We start from the raw sequence: 15,552 nt of genomic DNA, 5'->3' as shown, positions 1-15,552 counted from the left end.
GCGTTATTTAATCTATAATTAAATAAAAATAATTAGATACATCATTTGATATTTATTATTAATATTTTAATTAAAAAATAGTATTAAATAATATAAAAAGATAAGTAATTCATCTTATTCTTTTTGAAAAAATTTATTATCTAAGTTTAATTACGAACATTCAATTTTTACCTGCTATAACCGTTAAATTAATCTTTACACGGTATAGCAGGTAAAATGTAGGGGTTACTTCCCAATACAGAAGCTTGAGAAAATACGACCTAATAAGTCATCTGAAGTAAATTCACCGGTGATCTCACTTAATGCTTGCTGAGCCAGTCTTAACTCTTCTGCCAACAATTCACCGGATTTTGCATACACCAGTTGTTCATGGCCTTGCTGTAAATGTTCTGCTGCGGTATTTAATGCTTGTAAGTGGCGGCGACGAGCCAAAAAACCACCTTCAGTATTGCTATTAAAGCCCATGGCTTCTTTTAGGTGATCGCGCAGTAATTCAATCCCCATTCCATCACGGGCGGATAAGCGGATCATTGGGTAGTGACCTTGTGCCGTGATCTCGACATTTTCACCGGTCAAATCTGATTTGTTACGAATAACAGTAACAGGCAAGGTATTTGGTAAACGTGCCATAAATTCAGGCCAGATATCTTCAGGCGTTGTTGCATCGGTTGTGGTGCTATCAACCATAAATAGCACTCTATCTGCTTGCTCAATCTCTTTCCAAGCACGCTCAATACCAATACGTTCAACTTCATCACTGGCTTCGCGTAAGCCCGCGGTATCGATAATATGCAATGGCATGCCATCAATATGAATATGTTCACGTAATACATCACGCGTTGTCCCTGCTATATCGGTGACAATAGCTGCTTCTCGACCCGCTAATGCATTTAATAAGCTTGATTTACCCGCATTAGGACGACCCGCAATAACCACCTTCATTCCTTCGCGTAACAGGCTACCTTGACGAGCTTGAGCACGAACATTATCCAGTTCAGCAATAACTGTATTTAATTTTCCTTCGATAATACCGTCAGAAAGAAAATCAATCTCTTCATCTGGAAAATCAATGGCGGCTTCAACATAAATACGTAAGTGGGTTAATGATTCCACCATTTCGTTAATATGAGAGGAAAATGCACCTTGTAATGAATTAATTGCTGAACGTGCTGCTTGTTCTGAGCTAGCATCAATTAAATCGGCAATCGCTTCAGCTTGTGCTAAATCGAGCTTATCGTTCAAAAACGCACGTTCAGAAAATTCACCTGGATTTGCAATACGCACCCCTGGAATTTGTAAAATTCGCTTTAGCAGTAAATCGAGAATAACAGGGCCACCATGGCCTTGTAGTTCTAAGACATCTTCACCCGTAAATGAATTAGGGTTAGGAAAGAAGAGGGCGATACCTTGATCTAGCACCGAGTTATCATCGTTACGAAACGGCAGGTAATCGGCATAACGAGGTTTGGGTAATTTACCCAAGACAGTTTGTGCCACAAGAGCCGCTTTAGGACCAGAAACGCGTAGGATACCAACACCGCCTCTTCCCGGAGGTGTGGCCTGAGCGACGATAGTATCAGTGCTATGCATGGTGTACTCACTTAATCAAAATAATCATTAATTATCTAAAAATAAAAAAACAGAAGGCGGTCCAATAAGACCGCCTTCGCTATTTTATGTCACTTTCCTTTGAATGTAACCAAGGAAGAGGTTTTTCCTCATGTGACCTTATTTTTTGTCTCTGCTGTGTAATCCACGTTTTTCCAGACCGCGGTAAATTAACTGCTGCTGGATAATGGTCACTAAGTTACTGACGATATAGTACAGAACCAGACCTGATGGGAACCACAGGAAGAATACAGTAAACACAACCGGCATAAAGGTCATGATTTTTTGTTGCATCGGATCAGTTACTGCTGTTGGAGACAGTTTCTGAATGACGAACATAGTCACACCCATTAATAATGGCAGGATGTAGTACGGGTCTTGTGCAGACAAGTCTTGTATCCATAACATAAATGGCGCATGACGTAATTCAACAGAGCCCATTAGCATGTAATACAACGCAAGGAAGATTGGCATCTGGATAATCAGGGGTAAACACCCGCCCAGAGGATTCACTTTCTCTTGTTTGTATAACGCCATCATTTCTTGGCTCATACGTTGTTTGTCATCACCAATACGTTCACGCAGTGCAGCCAGTTTTGGTTGCAGTAAACGCATTTTCGCCATGGAGGTGTACTGTGCTTTAGTCAGCGGATACATGATACCACGAACGATAAAGGTGATCATGATGATGGAGAAGCCCCAGTTACCGATAAAGCTGTGAAGGAATTTCAACAGTTTAAACAGTGGCTGAGAGATAAACCATAACCAACCGTAGTCTACAGACAGGTCTAAATGTGGCGCAATTGCGGACATTTCAGACTGGATTTCAGGGCCAACCCATAATGTAGAGGTGATGTCAGCTGTGCTATTGGGTGCAATAGTGACAGGTGCTGATTTATAACCAATCAGAGCAATGGATTTGTTTTCTAAAGTAATAGAGTAGAAATTATTGTTCTGGCTATCTTTAGAAGGAACCCATGCTGTTGCGAAGTATTGTTGTAACATCGCAACCCAACCATTATTTGTGGTCAGAGATAAGTTTTTATCTTCGATATCACCAAAGCTATATTTTTTATAGTTGGTTTCATCTGATGAATACGCAGCACCACGATAAGTGTGTAGCGCAAAGTTGCTGCTACCGGTATCACGGGCTTCTGGTAACTTAACAGATTGTTTTAACTGACCGTAGAAGTTCATTGTCAGTGTTTTATCTGTTGTATTCTCAATTTTGTAATCAATACCGATATCGTACTGACCTTTTTTCAAAATGAAGGTTTTGACGAATTTAACACCGTCTTCATTAACAAAAGTCAGAGGGACACGTAATTCATCTTGATTTTCACCAAGTATAAATTCGTTTTTATCAGCACTGTAAACAGGACGAGATTTCTGATCTGGACCATCAGGGCCGATTAAGCCACTTTGAGCCTGATACAGGAATTGGGGTGTAGTTTCCAGTAAACGGAAAGGAGTCTGTGAATTAAGCTCGGCGGGATAGGCTAACAAATCAGCCTCATCGATTGTACCGCCCTGAGTATTGATACTAAGATCAAGTACGTCAGTTTTTACGGTAATCAATTTTGCCTGCTCATTGCTGTTACCAGTTACAGCAAGACTATCACTGCTTGGCATGTCCGCTTGTTGCGAGACCTGTGCGGTAGTGGTGGTGTTTTGTGAAACTTTATCACCCTCCCACTGCTGCCAGATCAGGAAAGAAACGAACAGCAAAGCGATGAATAGAAGATTGCGTTGCGAATCCATCGTTAATTTTCTCTGTTATCGTCGTTTTTTCTAGGTGGGACAGGATCATCACCACCTTCGTGTAAAGGGTGGCATTTTAATATGCGTTTCACTGTTAACCAACTCCCTTTTATCATTCCAAACCTGCGCAATGCCTCAATTCCATAATGAGAGCATGTAGGATTAAAACGACAACGAGGCCCCAACAAGGGACTAATCCCCAGTTGATAGCCCCTAATCAGCAAGATCAGGATTTTTGAGCCAAGCGACAATGACGACGCCATAATTTACCCAATACTTCCGTCAATTGGTGGTTATCAAGTTCAGCAACCCCTTTTCTTACTAATAACACAAAATCCATCGGCGGTAATTCATGCTGATGCAAACGAAAGTATTCACGGGCTAATCGTTTAATACGATTACGCTCATGAGCACGTTTAACGTTTTTCTTTGCGATAGTTAGACCGATGCGGGGATGCCCCAGCTCATTCTGGCGACCCAAAATAGTAACTTCTGGTGAACTCGCACGTTGTGGCTGCTGGAAAACAAAATTGAAATGCTTGGGAGTTAACAAACGTAACTCCCTTGGAAAAGCGAGCTTAACCACGGAATGGTTAGCTTTTATTATTTCGAAGAAACGGTCAGACGAGAGCGGCCTTTCGCACGACGGCGAGCCAGAACCTGACGACCATTTTTAGTGGCCATACGAGCGCGGAAGCCGTGGTTACGGTTGCGCTTCAGTACAGACGGTTGAAAAGTGCGTTTCATGGCGATTTCTACCTACTTAATATAATTACTGATTCAGCAAATGCGTTGACAGACAGGCGTGCAATAAATAAACAAACCAGTACTTCAATCGCAGCATCAATGATGGAAAGATGCGGGATTGTAATAAAATCACTCAAATGCGTCAATGAAGATGACGCTTTAAGTACCGATTTTTGTCGTCTTTTTTATCAAACCCGATAATCAATCCTGACTTATGCGCAACGAGTACGCCTATTCGCGACCTAAAAGACAGTCTTCATAGGTGACTTTGTTGGTACAAGCACGCAGGGTGCAAGATTATACGGACTCATGGTGAAAGCGCAAGGATCTTTGGTAGATCAAATGAGAGATATTTGATCACTTACTATAAGAAAGAGATATTTATACCAAGAGAAAGTTATCCCCAATTGCTATTTATGGGACGACTCAAGTACACTAGAACGCCTTTGCATATTTCATTTGGCGAATTATCATAAATCAGCAAGCCTGTGGATAAAAACCATAAAAACTGTGCAAAAGAAAGAGGATCTTCGTTTCATTTTGCGATATGATCCCTCGTCACGATCAGAATAGCCAGTCTGCGATCGTGAATCACGATGTAAAAAAAATCGTTGTCACCGAGAATTGTTCCTTATTAAGAATTGAAGAGGGACGATGTTGTGCACTTTGTGTTTAAGCACTCAGTGTTTAACTGCATTTTTCCTGTTTATTTTTTAGTCATGTTTTTTTAGGGGAGTCCGCCGTGTCACTTTCGCTTTGGCAGCATTGTCTTGCCCGATTGCAGGATGAGTTACCTGCCACTGAATTTAGTATGTGGATACGTCCCTTGCAGGCAGAACTAAGCGATAACACGCTGGCGCTGTACGCACCTAATCGATTTGTCTTAGATTGGGTAAGAGAAAAATATATTAATAATATCAATGAATTATTAGTGGATTTTTGTGGCTCTGAAGTCCCTTCTTTACGTTTTGAAGTAGGTAATAAACCAGCCTCAACACGTGTGATTGAAAGTATTCCCAAAGCGGTTGCACACCCCACCGTGAATACGGCACCTACCTACAATCAATCTGTTCGCCCTAGCTGGGATAATCAGCCTGCCTCTCAATTACCTGCGCTTAATTATCGTTCTAATGTTAACCCTAAACACAAGTTTGATAACTTTGTTGAAGGTAAATCAAACCAGTTAGCAAGAGCGGCAGCAAGACAAGTTGCTGACAACCCTGGCGGTGCTTATAACCCACTTTTTTTATATGGTGGTACAGGGTTGGGTAAAACGCACCTGTTACACGCCGTCGGTAACAGTATTATGGAACGTAAAGCAAATGCAAAAGTGGTTTATATGCATTCTGAACGTTTTGTACAAGATATGGTAAAAGCGTTACAAAATAATGCGATAGAAGAATTTAAACGTTATTACCGTTCTGTTGATGCGCTATTAATTGATGATATTCAATTTTTTGCGAATAAAGAGCGCTCACAAGAAGAATTTTTTCATACCTTTAATGCATTGTTAGAGGGTAATCAGCAAATTATTTTAACGTCAGATCGTTATCCGAAAGAGATTAACGGTGTTGAAGATAGATTAAAATCACGCTTCGGATGGGGATTAACGGTCGCCATTGAGCCGCCAGAACTTGAAACCCGAGTGGCGATTTTGATGAAAAAAGCGGATGAAAACCAAATTCAATTACCTGACGAAGTCGCCTTTTTTATTGCAAAAAGACTTCGTTCTAACGTCCGTGAGCTTGAAGGTGCATTAAACCGAGTGATTGCTAACGCAAATTTTACAGGTCGTGCGATTACTATCGACTTTGTGCGTGAAGCATTACGTGATTTGCTCGCCCTACAGGAAAAGCTAGTCACTATTGATAATATTCAAAAAACAGTTGCTGAGTATTATAAAATTAAAGTGGCAGATTTGCTGTCGAAGCGGAGATCCCGATCGGTTGCCCGTCCGAGGCAAATGGCAATGGCGCTGGCAAAGGAATTAACAAACCACAGCTTGCCTGAAATCGGGGATGCCTTTGGTGGTCGTGATCATACAACTGTCCTTCATGCCTGCCGAAAGATAGAGCAGTTGCGTGAAGAAAGTCACGATATCAAAGAAGATTTTTCTAACTTAATCAGAACATTATCATCCTAGCGCTATGAAATTTATCATTGAACGTGAACAGCTTCTTAAGCCGCTACAACAAGTGAGTGGCCCTTTAGGTGGTCGTCCAACATTGCCTATTTTAGGTAACTTATTGCTTAAGGTAACTGAAAATACCTTATCACTAACGGGGACAGACCTTGAAATGGAGATGGTGGCAAGAGTTAACCTCAGCCAGTCTCATGAAATTGGCGCCACAACTGTTCCTGCGCGTAAGTTTTTTGATATTTGGCGTGGGCTACCAGAAGGCGCTGAAATCAGTGTTGAGCTGGACGGTGATCGCCTTTTAGTGCGCTCAGGCCGCAGCCGCTTCTCATTATCAACATTACCCGCATCTGATTTTCCTAATTTAGATGATTGGCAAAGTGACGTTGAATTTACGTTACCTCAAGCGACATTAAAACGCTTGATTGAGTCCACGCAATTTTCAATGGCACATCAAGATGTGCGTTATTATCTTAACGGTATGCTGTTTGAAACTGAAAATACAGAATTACGCACAGTGGCTACTGATGGACACCGCTTAGCGGTTTGTTCGATGGATATCGGGCAATCTTTACCAGGGCATTCGGTTATTGTTCCTCGTAAAGGTGTTATTGAATTAATGCGCTTACTTGATGGTGGCGGTGAAAGCTTGCTACAGCTACAAATCGGTAGCAACAATTTACGGGCTCATGTGGGTGATTTTATTTTTACCTCGAAGTTGGTTGATGGACGTTTCCCTGACTATCGTCGCGTATTACCGAAAAATCCCACAAAAACGGTGATTGCGGGTTGTGATATTCTTAAACAAGCATTTTCTCGTGCAGCAATTCTATCAAATGAAAAATTCCGTGGTGTGCGGATAAACCTCACTAACGGTCAATTGAAAATTACTGCAAACAACCCAGAACAAGAAGAAGCTGAAGAAATTGTTGATGTTGAATATCAAGGCGAAGAAATGGAAATTGGCTTTAATGTCAGTTACCTCCTTGATGTACTGAACACCTTGAAATGTGAAGAAGTTAAACTGCTGCTTACTGACGCCGTATCAAGTGTTCAAGTAGAAAACGCAGTAAATTCTACGGCGGCTTATGTTGTTATGCCAATGCGCTTATAATAGTCACTAACATGATTTTATCCCGTTTATTGATCCGCCATTTTAGAAATATTGAACAGGCGGATCTGCCATTAGCGGATGGCTTTAATTTTCTTGTTGGGCCTAACGGGAGTGGCAAAACAAGTATACTTGAAGCGATTTACACCTTAGGACATGGGCGTGCATTCCGAAGTTCTCAAGCAAATCGCGTTATTCAGCATGATGAACATGAATTTATTCTTCATGGGCGCTTAAGTGGGCTTAATGAAGAGAGCCGAGGTTATGCGATTGGCTTAAGTAAAGATCGTGAAGGCAATAGTACCGTACGTATTGATGGCAGCGATGGTCATAAAATTGCAGAGTTAGCTAAGTTATTACCCATGCAATTGATCACACCAGAAGGCTTTACGCTACTGAATGGTGGACCTAAGTATCGCCGCGCATTTATCGATTGGGGTTGTTTTCATAATGAGCCTCGATTTTTTGCTGCATGGTCAGATTTAAAACGTGTTTTAAAACAACGTAATGCAGCACTAAGGCAAGCAACGTCTTATCGACAACTAATGCCTTGGGATAAAGAACTTATCTCATTAACAGAACAAATAAGTGAATGGCGAGCTCAATATACAGAAGATATCGCTAAAGATATTGAAGAAACGTGTCGCCTGTTTTTACCTGAATTTTCATTGAAAGTAAGTTTTCAACGGGGATGGGATAAAGAAACAGATTACGGTGAGTTGCTAACACGTCAATTTGAACGTGATAAAATGTTAGCATATACCTCACTCGGTGCTCATAAGGCAGATTTGCGCATTAGAGCAAACGGCACGCCTGTAGAAGATATGTTGTCACGAGGTCAGCTCAAACTATTGATGTGTGCGTTGAGACTGGCACAAGGTGAATATTTCACTCGTAAGAATGGGCAAAGATGCCTGTATCTGCTCGATGATTTTGCTTCCGAATTAGATGCAAGTCGGCGTCAGTTGTTAGCCGAGCGTCTAAAGTCTACGCAAGCTCAAGTGTTTGTCAGTGCAATAACACAAGGGCAAGTGAAAGATATGCTAGATGTAAATAGTAGGCTATTTAGCGTAGAACATGGCAAAATTGAGGTTAAACCATAGGAATAAAGCGAGAAACGTTGATGTCGAATACATATGACTCCTCAAGTATCAAAGTATTAAAAGGGCTGGATGCGGTGCGTAAGCGCCCGGGGATGTATATCGGGGATACAGATGATGGAACCGGTCTGCATCACATGGTCTTCGAGGTGGTCGACAACGCAATCGACGAAGCCCTCGCGGGTTTCTGTGATGAGATTATTGTCACTATCCATTCAGATAACTCCGTCTCTGTTCGAGATGATGGTCGTGGGATCCCAACCGGCATTCACGAAGAAGAGGGTGTTTCAGCAGCAGAAGTTATCATGACTGTTCTGCATGCTGGGGGAAAATTTGATGACAACTCCTATAAAGTCTCTGGTGGACTTCATGGTGTAGGGGTTTCTGTTGTTAATGCGTTGTCTGAAAAACTCGAACTGACTATTCATCGTGATGGAAAAATCCATCAGCAAATTTATCGTCATGGTGTACCTGATGATCGCTTAAAAGTCATTGGTGATACTGAAAAATCAGGGACATTTGTGCGCTTCTGGCCTAGTCACGATACCTTTAAAGGTGAGACTGAATTCCAGTATGAAATCTTAGCAAAACGCCTTCGTGAGTTGTCATTCTTAAACTCCGGTGTTTCTATTCGTTTATTTGATAAACGTGATAACCGTGAAGATCATTTCCATTATGAAGGCGGTATTAAAGCCTTTGTTGAATACTTAAGCCGTAATAAAACGCCTATTCACCAAAATGTATTCTACTTTTCAACAGAGAAAGACAACATTGGTGTTGAAGTGGCGATGCTATGGAATGATGGCTTCCAAGAAAATGTTTATTGCTTTACTAATAACATTCCACAACGTGATGGTGGTACACACTTAGTCGGTTTCCGTACAGCAATGACACGTACGCTAAACAACTATATGGATAAAGAAGGATTTAATAAGAAATCTAAAATCAGTGCAACGGGCGATGACGCACGTGAAGGCCTGATTGCGGTTGTTTCTGTTAAAGTACCTGATCCTAAGTTCTCATCACAAACAAAAGATAAACTGGTTTCTTCAGAAGTAAAAACAGCGGTTGAAACGCTGATGAATGAGAAGCTGGTGGAATATCTGTTAGAAAATCCAAATGATGCGAAGATCGTCGTCGGCAAAATTATTGATGCAGCTCGTGCTCGTGAAGCTGCGCGTAAAGCACGTGAGATGACACGTCGTAAAGGTGCATTAGATTTAGGTGGCTTACCTGGTAAATTAGCAGACTGTTCTGAACGTGACCCAGCTTTCTCTGAACTGTATTTAGTGGAAGGGGACTCTGCGGGAGGCTCTGCAAAACAAGGGCGTAACCGTAAAACGCAGGCAATTCTTCCGTTAAAAGGTAAAATCCTCAACGTTGAGAAAGCGCGCTTTGATAAAATGCTTGCGTCTCAAGAAGTGGCAACGCTGATCACCGCATTGGGTTGTGGTATTGGTCGTGATGAATATAACCCAGACAAACTGCGTTATCACAGCATTATTATCATGACGGATGCGGACGTTGATGGTTCTCACATTCGTACTCTGCTACTGACTTTTTTCTATCGTCAAATGCCTGAAATCATCGAACGTGGTCATATCTTTATTGCTCAGCCCCCTCTTTATAAAGTGAAGAAAGGAAAACAAGAGCAATGCATCAAAGATGATGATGCGATGGATGAGTATCTAATGTCGATAGCACTGGATGGTGCCGCGCTTTATATCAGTGAACATGCGCCCGCAATGCACGGTGAGCAACTCGAAAAACTGGTTGTTGATTACCATGCGGCACATAAAATTATTCGTCGTATGGAGCGTATCTATCCACTGAGCATGTTAAACAGCTTGGTGTATCACTCAACACTGACAGAAGATGCGTTATCTGATAAAGCTAAGGTTGAAGAGTGGATGAGTGGCTTGGTTAACCGCTTAAATGAAGCAGAAGACCAAGGAAGTACCTACAGCTACACAATGACTCAGAATGATGAAAATCGTTTATTTGAGCCAGTGTTACGTATTCGTACTTATGGTGTAGATACTGACTATAAATTGGATTACGACTTTATCCACAGTAGTGAATATCAACGTATTACGCATTTAGGTGACATTATTGGTAACCTAATTGAAGAAGGCGCATTTATTGAGCGTGGAGAGCGTCGTCAGCCAGTTTCAAGTTTTGAAGAAGCACTTGAATGGCTAACGAAAGAATCCCGTCGTGGTCTTGGTGTGCAGCGTTATAAAGGACTGGGTGAAATGAACCCAGATCAGTTATGGGAAACCACCATGAACCCAGATACACGCCGTATGATGCAAGTCACTGTTAAAGATGCGATTGCAACAGATGAGTTATTCACTACGCTAATGGGCGATGCGGTTGAACCTCGTCGTGCCTTTATTGAAGAGAATGCGCTGAAAGCTGCAAATATTGATATCTAGGATACGTGTGATTTCATAATGTAAAAAAACCAGCTAATTCAAATAGCTGGTTTTTTTTATGCCTATAATTTCTATTTTATAAAAAGATTAACGTAGAATATTTAGCATACGGCGTAACGGTTCTGCGGCACCCCATAACAGTTGGTCGCCAACAGTAAAGGCTGAAATAAATTCAGGGCCCATATTCAGTTTACGAATACGTCCTACTGGTGTGCTTAGTGTGCCCGTTACGGCGGCAGGAGTAAGTTCACGTATGGTAAGCTCACGATCATTAGGAATGACTTTTACCCAGTCGTTATGGCTGGCAAGTAATTGTTCAATTTCAGCAACAGGTAAATCTTTTTTCAGTTTTAGAGTAAATGCTTGGCTGTGGCAACGTAATGCGCCAATACGAACACAAAGGCCATCAACAGGGATAATATTTGAACCTGTGTTTAGGATCTTGTTAGTTTCCGCTTGTCCTTTCCACTCTTCACGACTTTGGCCGTTTTCTAATTGTTTATCAATCCAAGGGATCAAGCTACCCGCAAGAGGAACACCAAATTGCTCCGTAGGCATTGCACCACTACGCGTAAAGTTAGTGACTTTACGTTCAATATCTAAAATTGCGGATGCTGGGCTTTCTAGCTCTTTAACGACTTGGTTATGTAGTGAGCCCATTTGTGACAGTAGCTCTCTCATATGGCGAGCACCAGCCCCAGAAGCAGCTTGATAAGTGGATACGCTTGCCCATTCCACTAAATTGTTAGCAAACAGGCCACCTAATGACATTAACATTAAGCTGACGGTGCAGTTACCCCCCACAAAAGCTTTAATGCCTTTATTTAAGCTGTCTTGGATATGTTGACCATTAACGGGATCGAGAATAATCACTGCATCATCATTCATACGCAGTGCTGAAGCAGCATCAATCCAGTAACCTTGCCAACCCGCTTGACGCAGTTTTGGATAAATTTCATTAGTATAGTCACCACCTTGGCAACTAATAATAATATCGAGTGATGCAAGGGTATCAATATCATAAGCATCTTGCAGAGTACTACGGTGATGACCATAAGCAGGTGCTGCTTCACCTAATTGAGATGTGGTGAAGAAAATAGGGTTTATTCCATCAAAATCACGTTCTTCAACCATTCTTTGCATTAAAACGGAGCCGACCATACCACGCCAGCCCACAAAACCAACATTTTTCATTGTAATTACCCTGTCTTTATCTGTAGGAATAGTGAGAGACCTCACACTAACCTGACAAAATATAGAGATTGGTGCAAGTGAATTTATTGATTATTTGCCAAAGAATTAGAAGCATTTCTAATGAGCTGGGTAGAGTTAACAAAAGGATGTAATAGAACGAACAAACATCAATGAGTTGTTAAAAAGAAACTCATATAAAAAGTATAAGAATATTCTGTTATATATTATTTATTTTTTGAGTAAATAAAATAATATTCTTATTTAAAAAAAGAGAGTAAAAATAAGAAAATGTAAAATAGTGTAATATATAAGAAAAACGTATTTACTTAGAGATGACTTCAAGCTTTATACTGATATACAAAACCAAATAGATGATGTAATTTCATAAATAAAAATAATGATGAATGTTCTTCATTTTATCTAAATTTTATTTTACCTTTATTAAAAGGCTTTAGGAGGCGAATATGGATATATCGACATTTATTCCATTATCTACATACTACTCGTATTTAAAACGGTTTGTGATTTCACCAACCACGATGGGTACTATCGCGCCTTCATCTCGTTGGTTATGTTATGAAATGCTGGATAAACTTAGTTGGGATAGAGATATTCAGATTGCTGAATTAGGCGCAGGAACGGGTGTGATCACCCAGCAAATTTTAAAAAGAATGTCGGTGAATTCATCATTAGATGTTTTTGAAATTGAACCCAGTTTTGCAACGGAATTGGATAAAATTGACGATGTTCGATTAAGGGTTTACACCGCATCAGCAGAGAAATTAAATAGTCATTATAATATGATTATTTCAGGGCTACCTTTTTTATCTATTCCAAAGAAAACAGGCTTAAGAGTTTTAAAACAGGTACATAAAGAGTTATTAAAAACACAAGGCTGTTTTGTATTATTTCAATATACAACCCGATATGAAAAAACGTTATCTCGTTATTTTCATTTAGAAAAGAAATTAGTCATGCTCAATGTTCCCCCTGCTTGGGTTTATTATTGTACGCCTAAAAATAATATAGGGTAAATGCAAGGCTTGCTCGTTTTTTGTATTGTCGAGAATAGATAAATATTAATATACTCTATTAAGATATAGTTTGAGCAAGCAAAATAATATTTCTTTCAATTTCAATAGGATTATGTGCGGCATACCCTAATAATACGCCTTGCTTGGAATAAGGCTGAATACAGTAGCGCGATAAAGGCTGTATTCCTAATCCTATTTCTCGTCCTTTTTTAACAATATATTCTTCTGTATATCCTGTTCGCAACCAGCAGACAATATGGATGCCTGAATCCGTGGGCTCAACATAAAAAACATGAGATAAATGTATTTTTATAGCATTAGTTAATACTTGATAGCGTTCATAGCAGGCCTTTCTTATTCGTCTCACATGACGAGCATAATGCCCTTGAGAAATAAACAGGGCTAATGTTGCTTGCTCTAAAAAACCAGAATGAGCATCAGTGTAGTATTTAGCCACTTTAAATGCTTCAACTAAGGTTTGCGGTACGACTAAAAAGCCTAAACGAAAACCAGGGTACATCATCTTTGAGAATGTGCCGGCATAAATCACTCGCTGATATTTATCTAACCCTTGTAAAGATTGAATGGGTTTCGAGTGATAGCGAAACTCACTGTTATAGTCATCTTCAAAGATCCACACATTATTGGATGATGCCCACTCTAATAATGCAATACGACGTGAAAGTGAGAGTGTATTGCCTAAGGGAAATTGATGAGAAGGCGTTGTAAAAACAAGTTTTGCTTCTGGACAGTGCTCTATTCCTTGAGAAATATCCATTCCATCAATATCTGAACTCACGGGATGTGTTTTTATACCGTAAGAGGTAAATATACCTCGTGCACTGTCATAACCAGGATCATCTAGCCAAACGGTATCTCCCTCTTGTAATAGTACTCTAATGGTGAGATTTATCGCTTGCTGTGTACCATTTACAATAATGATTTGTTCAGGCTGACAAGAGAGCCCGCGGGTTGATTGAACATATTGGCATATCATCTCTTTTAATGGCGTATAGCCAGTTGGCGAATTAAAGGTTGCGAGTGCTTTTTTTGATTGTCGCCAAACTCGTCCTAATAATCTTCCCCAACGCTCATGTGGGAAAAGATCAACAGATCCCACGCCGACATGAAAAATAGGGCTGCAATTTACGTTGGGTTGTGATTGTTGCCAAAATCCTTGTGCTTTTTGCATATTAGGATTTAGTGTTTCTAAAGGGTTTTCGATGAATGGTGAAGAAATTGAATGAACTGTTTTAGCCCATTTATCAGAAATAATAGCATCAGGAATTGTGGTTGCTACAAAAGTACCAGCACCATGGCGCGTAAATAAATAGCCTTCATCAATTAAACGTTCAAATCCTGCAATCACGGAATTGCGAGAAATCGACATCATTTCAGCCAATGTACGGCTTGAAGGTAGGCGACTCCCCGAAGATAAACGTCCATCTAAAATCGCTTTTCTAATGGCGTGATAAACCTGTGAGCCAATAGGCCCTTCTTCTAAAACAAGGTTAGGAAAATAGGCGGTTTTTTTCTGTTTCATAAAGTGGATCCTATAAAAACACAAAAAGTGTACCTTATTAAGAACCAAAGTTAAACGTACCATGACAACGATGAAAGACAGGGTGATGCTTTTTTATGGTATTTATGAAAGTAGAAGGAAGTGAAGAGATGAGCACAACAGCAATATCTGTTTCAATTCAATGTGTTGAACAAGAGCATTATGCTCAATGGTTACCACATTGGTTAAGTTATCAAGCATTTTATAATGTTGAGTTATCAGAAGAGACAACATTAAAAACATGGGCACGTTTTTTTGATGAGAAAGAGCCTGTTTATTGTGCTGTTGCAATGGACGGTGAAAAAATTTTGGGATTTGTTCATTACCTTTTTCATCGCTCAACATGGGCTGAAAGTGATTTTTGTTATTTAGAAGATTTATTTGTTTCTCCTGATACACGTGGTCGTCATGTTGGTAAGCAACTTATTGAGTTTGTTCATCAACAAGCAAAACAACGCAATTGTGCTCGCTTATATTGGCATACACAGGAAACCAATTTACGTGGTCAGCGCTTGTATAATTGGGTAGCAGAAAAACCCGGTGTGATTGAATACCGTATGGTGTTGTAAAAGCGCATTAGGCAGGACAGATAGGGTATAAAAGGGATGGCAATATTTGCCCTCTCTTTTCGGCGTTAGGGTTATTTGTTCGATTTAATTTGGGTTAATTAAACGTTTGTTGGCAATAAAACGTATTGCCAACGTTTTTTTTGCTTCTTCACACGCTTGTTTCATTAATTCATCCGCTTTTTGTTTGTTTGGCTCGATAATATGATATTGGCCAGAGAACATAAAAGAGGTCATTGCTAATACCATGTGTAATGATTTTGAAAATCTTACTAATAATAATGGTATAAAAGCA

General features: G+C 40.2%; 14 protein-coding genes. 6 read left to right on the top strand and 8 right to left on the bottom strand.

The window, feature by feature from the left end:
• Positions 1-225: 225 nt before the first annotated feature.
• The 5 genes from mnmE to rpmH all read right to left on the bottom strand — a co-directional run bounded on the left by mnmE (position 226) and on the right by rpmH (position 4,116).
• A complete protein-coding gene (gene mnmE / locus INT04_RS13865; protein ID WP_193016692.1) occupies positions 226-1,590 on the bottom strand; it encodes a tRNA uridine-5-carboxymethylaminomethyl(34) synthesis GTPase MnmE in 1,365 nt (454 codons plus the stop codon).
• Positions 1,591-1,728: 138 nt separating this feature from the next.
• Entirely contained in the window at positions 1,729-3,369 is a 1,641-nt protein-coding gene (gene yidC, locus INT04_RS13860; RefSeq protein WP_193016691.1) for a membrane protein insertase YidC, read from the bottom strand.
• A gap of 2 nt (positions 3,370-3,371) precedes the next feature.
• On the bottom strand, positions 3,372-3,632 hold the full coding sequence (yidD, locus tag INT04_RS13855) for a membrane protein insertion efficiency factor YidD (RefSeq protein ID WP_012368639.1): 261 nt from the start codon (positions 3,630-3,632) through the stop codon (positions 3,372-3,374).
• Positions 3,596-3,955: a ribonuclease P protein component gene (gene rnpA / locus INT04_RS13850; protein WP_071788569.1), complete on the bottom strand. Its 360-nt coding sequence runs from the start codon at positions 3,953-3,955 to the stop codon at positions 3,596-3,598. The genes yidD and rnpA overlap by 37 nt, the downstream gene beginning before the upstream one ends.
• Before the next feature lie 17 nt (positions 3,956-3,972).
• On the bottom strand, positions 3,973-4,116 hold the full coding sequence (gene rpmH / locus INT04_RS13845) for a 50S ribosomal protein L34 (RefSeq protein ID WP_036933424.1): 144 nt from the start codon (positions 4,114-4,116) through the stop codon (positions 3,973-3,975).
• A gap of 742 nt (positions 4,117-4,858) precedes the next feature.
• Here rpmH and dnaA point away from each other — a divergent pair.
• From dnaA to gyrB, 4 genes are read left to right on the top strand one after another with little or no spacing between them, the layout of a single operon-like run.
• Complete coding sequence (dnaA, locus tag INT04_RS13840) at positions 4,859-6,259, top strand: chromosomal replication initiator protein DnaA (RefSeq protein ID WP_193016690.1); 1,401 nt, start codon at positions 4,859-4,861, stop codon at positions 6,257-6,259.
• A 4-nt stretch (positions 6,260-6,263) separates the two neighbouring features.
• Complete coding sequence (dnaN, locus tag INT04_RS13835) at positions 6,264-7,367, top strand: DNA polymerase III subunit beta (protein ID WP_193016689.1); 1,104 nt, start codon at positions 6,264-6,266, stop codon at positions 7,365-7,367.
• 11 nt (positions 7,368-7,378) lie between these two features.
• The gene (gene recF, locus INT04_RS13830; RefSeq protein WP_193016688.1) at positions 7,379-8,467 is read left to right on the top strand and encodes a DNA replication/repair protein RecF; all 1,089 of its coding nucleotides are present in this window, start codon (positions 7,379-7,381) and stop codon (positions 8,465-8,467) included.
• A gap of 20 nt (positions 8,468-8,487) precedes the next feature.
• Positions 8,488-10,902: a DNA topoisomerase (ATP-hydrolyzing) subunit B gene (gene gyrB, locus INT04_RS13825; protein WP_193016687.1), complete on the top strand. Its 2,415-nt coding sequence runs from the start codon at positions 8,488-8,490 to the stop codon at positions 10,900-10,902.
• 87 nt (positions 10,903-10,989) lie between these two features.
• Here gyrB and asd read toward each other — a convergent pair whose 3' ends face one another.
• Positions 10,990-12,096, bottom strand: coding sequence for an aspartate-semialdehyde dehydrogenase (gene asd / locus INT04_RS13820; RefSeq protein ID WP_193016686.1), 1,107 nt, complete (start codon positions 12,094-12,096; stop codon positions 10,990-10,992).
• Positions 12,097-12,560: 464 nt separating this feature from the next.
• Between asd and INT04_RS13815 the strand changes: the two genes are divergently transcribed.
• Positions 12,561-13,130, top strand: coding sequence for a class I SAM-dependent methyltransferase (locus tag INT04_RS13815; RefSeq protein WP_193016685.1), 570 nt, complete (start codon positions 12,561-12,563; stop codon positions 13,128-13,130).
• A gap of 58 nt (positions 13,131-13,188) precedes the next feature.
• Here INT04_RS13815 and INT04_RS13810 read toward each other — a convergent pair whose 3' ends face one another.
• Positions 13,189-14,673, bottom strand: coding sequence for a PLP-dependent aminotransferase family protein (locus tag INT04_RS13810; protein WP_193016684.1), 1,485 nt, complete (start codon positions 14,671-14,673; stop codon positions 13,189-13,191).
• Between the two features lie 128 nt (positions 14,674-14,801).
• Here INT04_RS13810 and INT04_RS13805 point away from each other — a divergent pair, with 128 nt between their 5' ends.
• Positions 14,802-15,260, top strand: coding sequence for a GNAT family N-acetyltransferase (locus INT04_RS13805; protein WP_193016698.1), 459 nt, complete (start codon positions 14,802-14,804; stop codon positions 15,258-15,260).
• A gap of 84 nt (positions 15,261-15,344) precedes the next feature.
• Here INT04_RS13805 and INT04_RS13800 read toward each other — a convergent pair whose 3' ends face one another.
• Positions 15,345-15,494 carry a hypothetical protein gene (locus INT04_RS13800; RefSeq protein ID WP_226894111.1) on the bottom strand — a complete coding sequence of 50 codons (150 nt, stop codon included), beginning with the start codon at positions 15,492-15,494 and terminating at the stop codon, positions 15,345-15,347.
• Between the last annotated feature and the right edge of the window lie 58 nt (positions 15,495-15,552).

Source organism: Proteus sp. FME41 (assembly GCF_014897315.1).
GTDB lineage: Bacteria > Pseudomonadota > Gammaproteobacteria > Enterobacterales > Enterobacteriaceae > Proteus.
The sequence above is the reverse complement of the archived record's forward strand: the minus strand, read 5'-3'. Positions and strand labels throughout refer to the sequence as shown.

What these genes read in the sequence shown, in the direction of transcription:
- INT04_RS13815 (WP_193016685.1), top strand. Translation starts at nt 12,561, where the DNA reads ATGGATATATCGACATTTATTCCATTATCTACATACTACTCGTATTTA.
- yidD (WP_012368639.1), bottom strand. Translation starts at nt 3,632, where the DNA reads ATGGCGTCGTCATTGTCGCTTGGCTCAAAAATCCTGATCTTGCTGATT.
- INT04_RS13800 (WP_226894111.1), bottom strand. Translation starts at nt 15,494, where the DNA reads ATGACCTCTTTTATGTTCTCTGGCCAATATCATATTATCGAGCCAAAC.
- recF (WP_193016688.1), top strand. Translation starts at nt 7,379, where the DNA reads ATGATTTTATCCCGTTTATTGATCCGCCATTTTAGAAATATTGAACAG.
- rpmH (WP_036933424.1), bottom strand. Translation starts at nt 4,116, where the DNA reads ATGAAACGCACTTTTCAACCGTCTGTACTGAAGCGCAACCGTAACCAC.
- mnmE (WP_193016692.1), bottom strand. Translation starts at nt 1,590, where the DNA reads ATGCATAGCACTGATACTATCGTCGCTCAGGCCACACCTCCGGGAAGA.
- INT04_RS13805 (WP_193016698.1), top strand. Translation starts at nt 14,802, where the DNA reads ATGAGCACAACAGCAATATCTGTTTCAATTCAATGTGTTGAACAAGAG.
- dnaN (WP_193016689.1), top strand. Translation starts at nt 6,264, where the DNA reads ATGAAATTTATCATTGAACGTGAACAGCTTCTTAAGCCGCTACAACAA.
- yidC (WP_193016691.1), bottom strand. Translation starts at nt 3,369, where the DNA reads ATGGATTCGCAACGCAATCTTCTATTCATCGCTTTGCTGTTCGTTTCT.
- asd (WP_193016686.1), bottom strand. Translation starts at nt 12,096, where the DNA reads ATGAAAAATGTTGGTTTTGTGGGCTGGCGTGGTATGGTCGGCTCCGTT.
- INT04_RS13810 (WP_193016684.1), bottom strand. Translation starts at nt 14,673, where the DNA reads ATGAAACAGAAAAAAACCGCCTATTTTCCTAACCTTGTTTTAGAAGAA.
- gyrB (WP_193016687.1), top strand. Translation starts at nt 8,488, where the DNA reads ATGTCGAATACATATGACTCCTCAAGTATCAAAGTATTAAAAGGGCTG.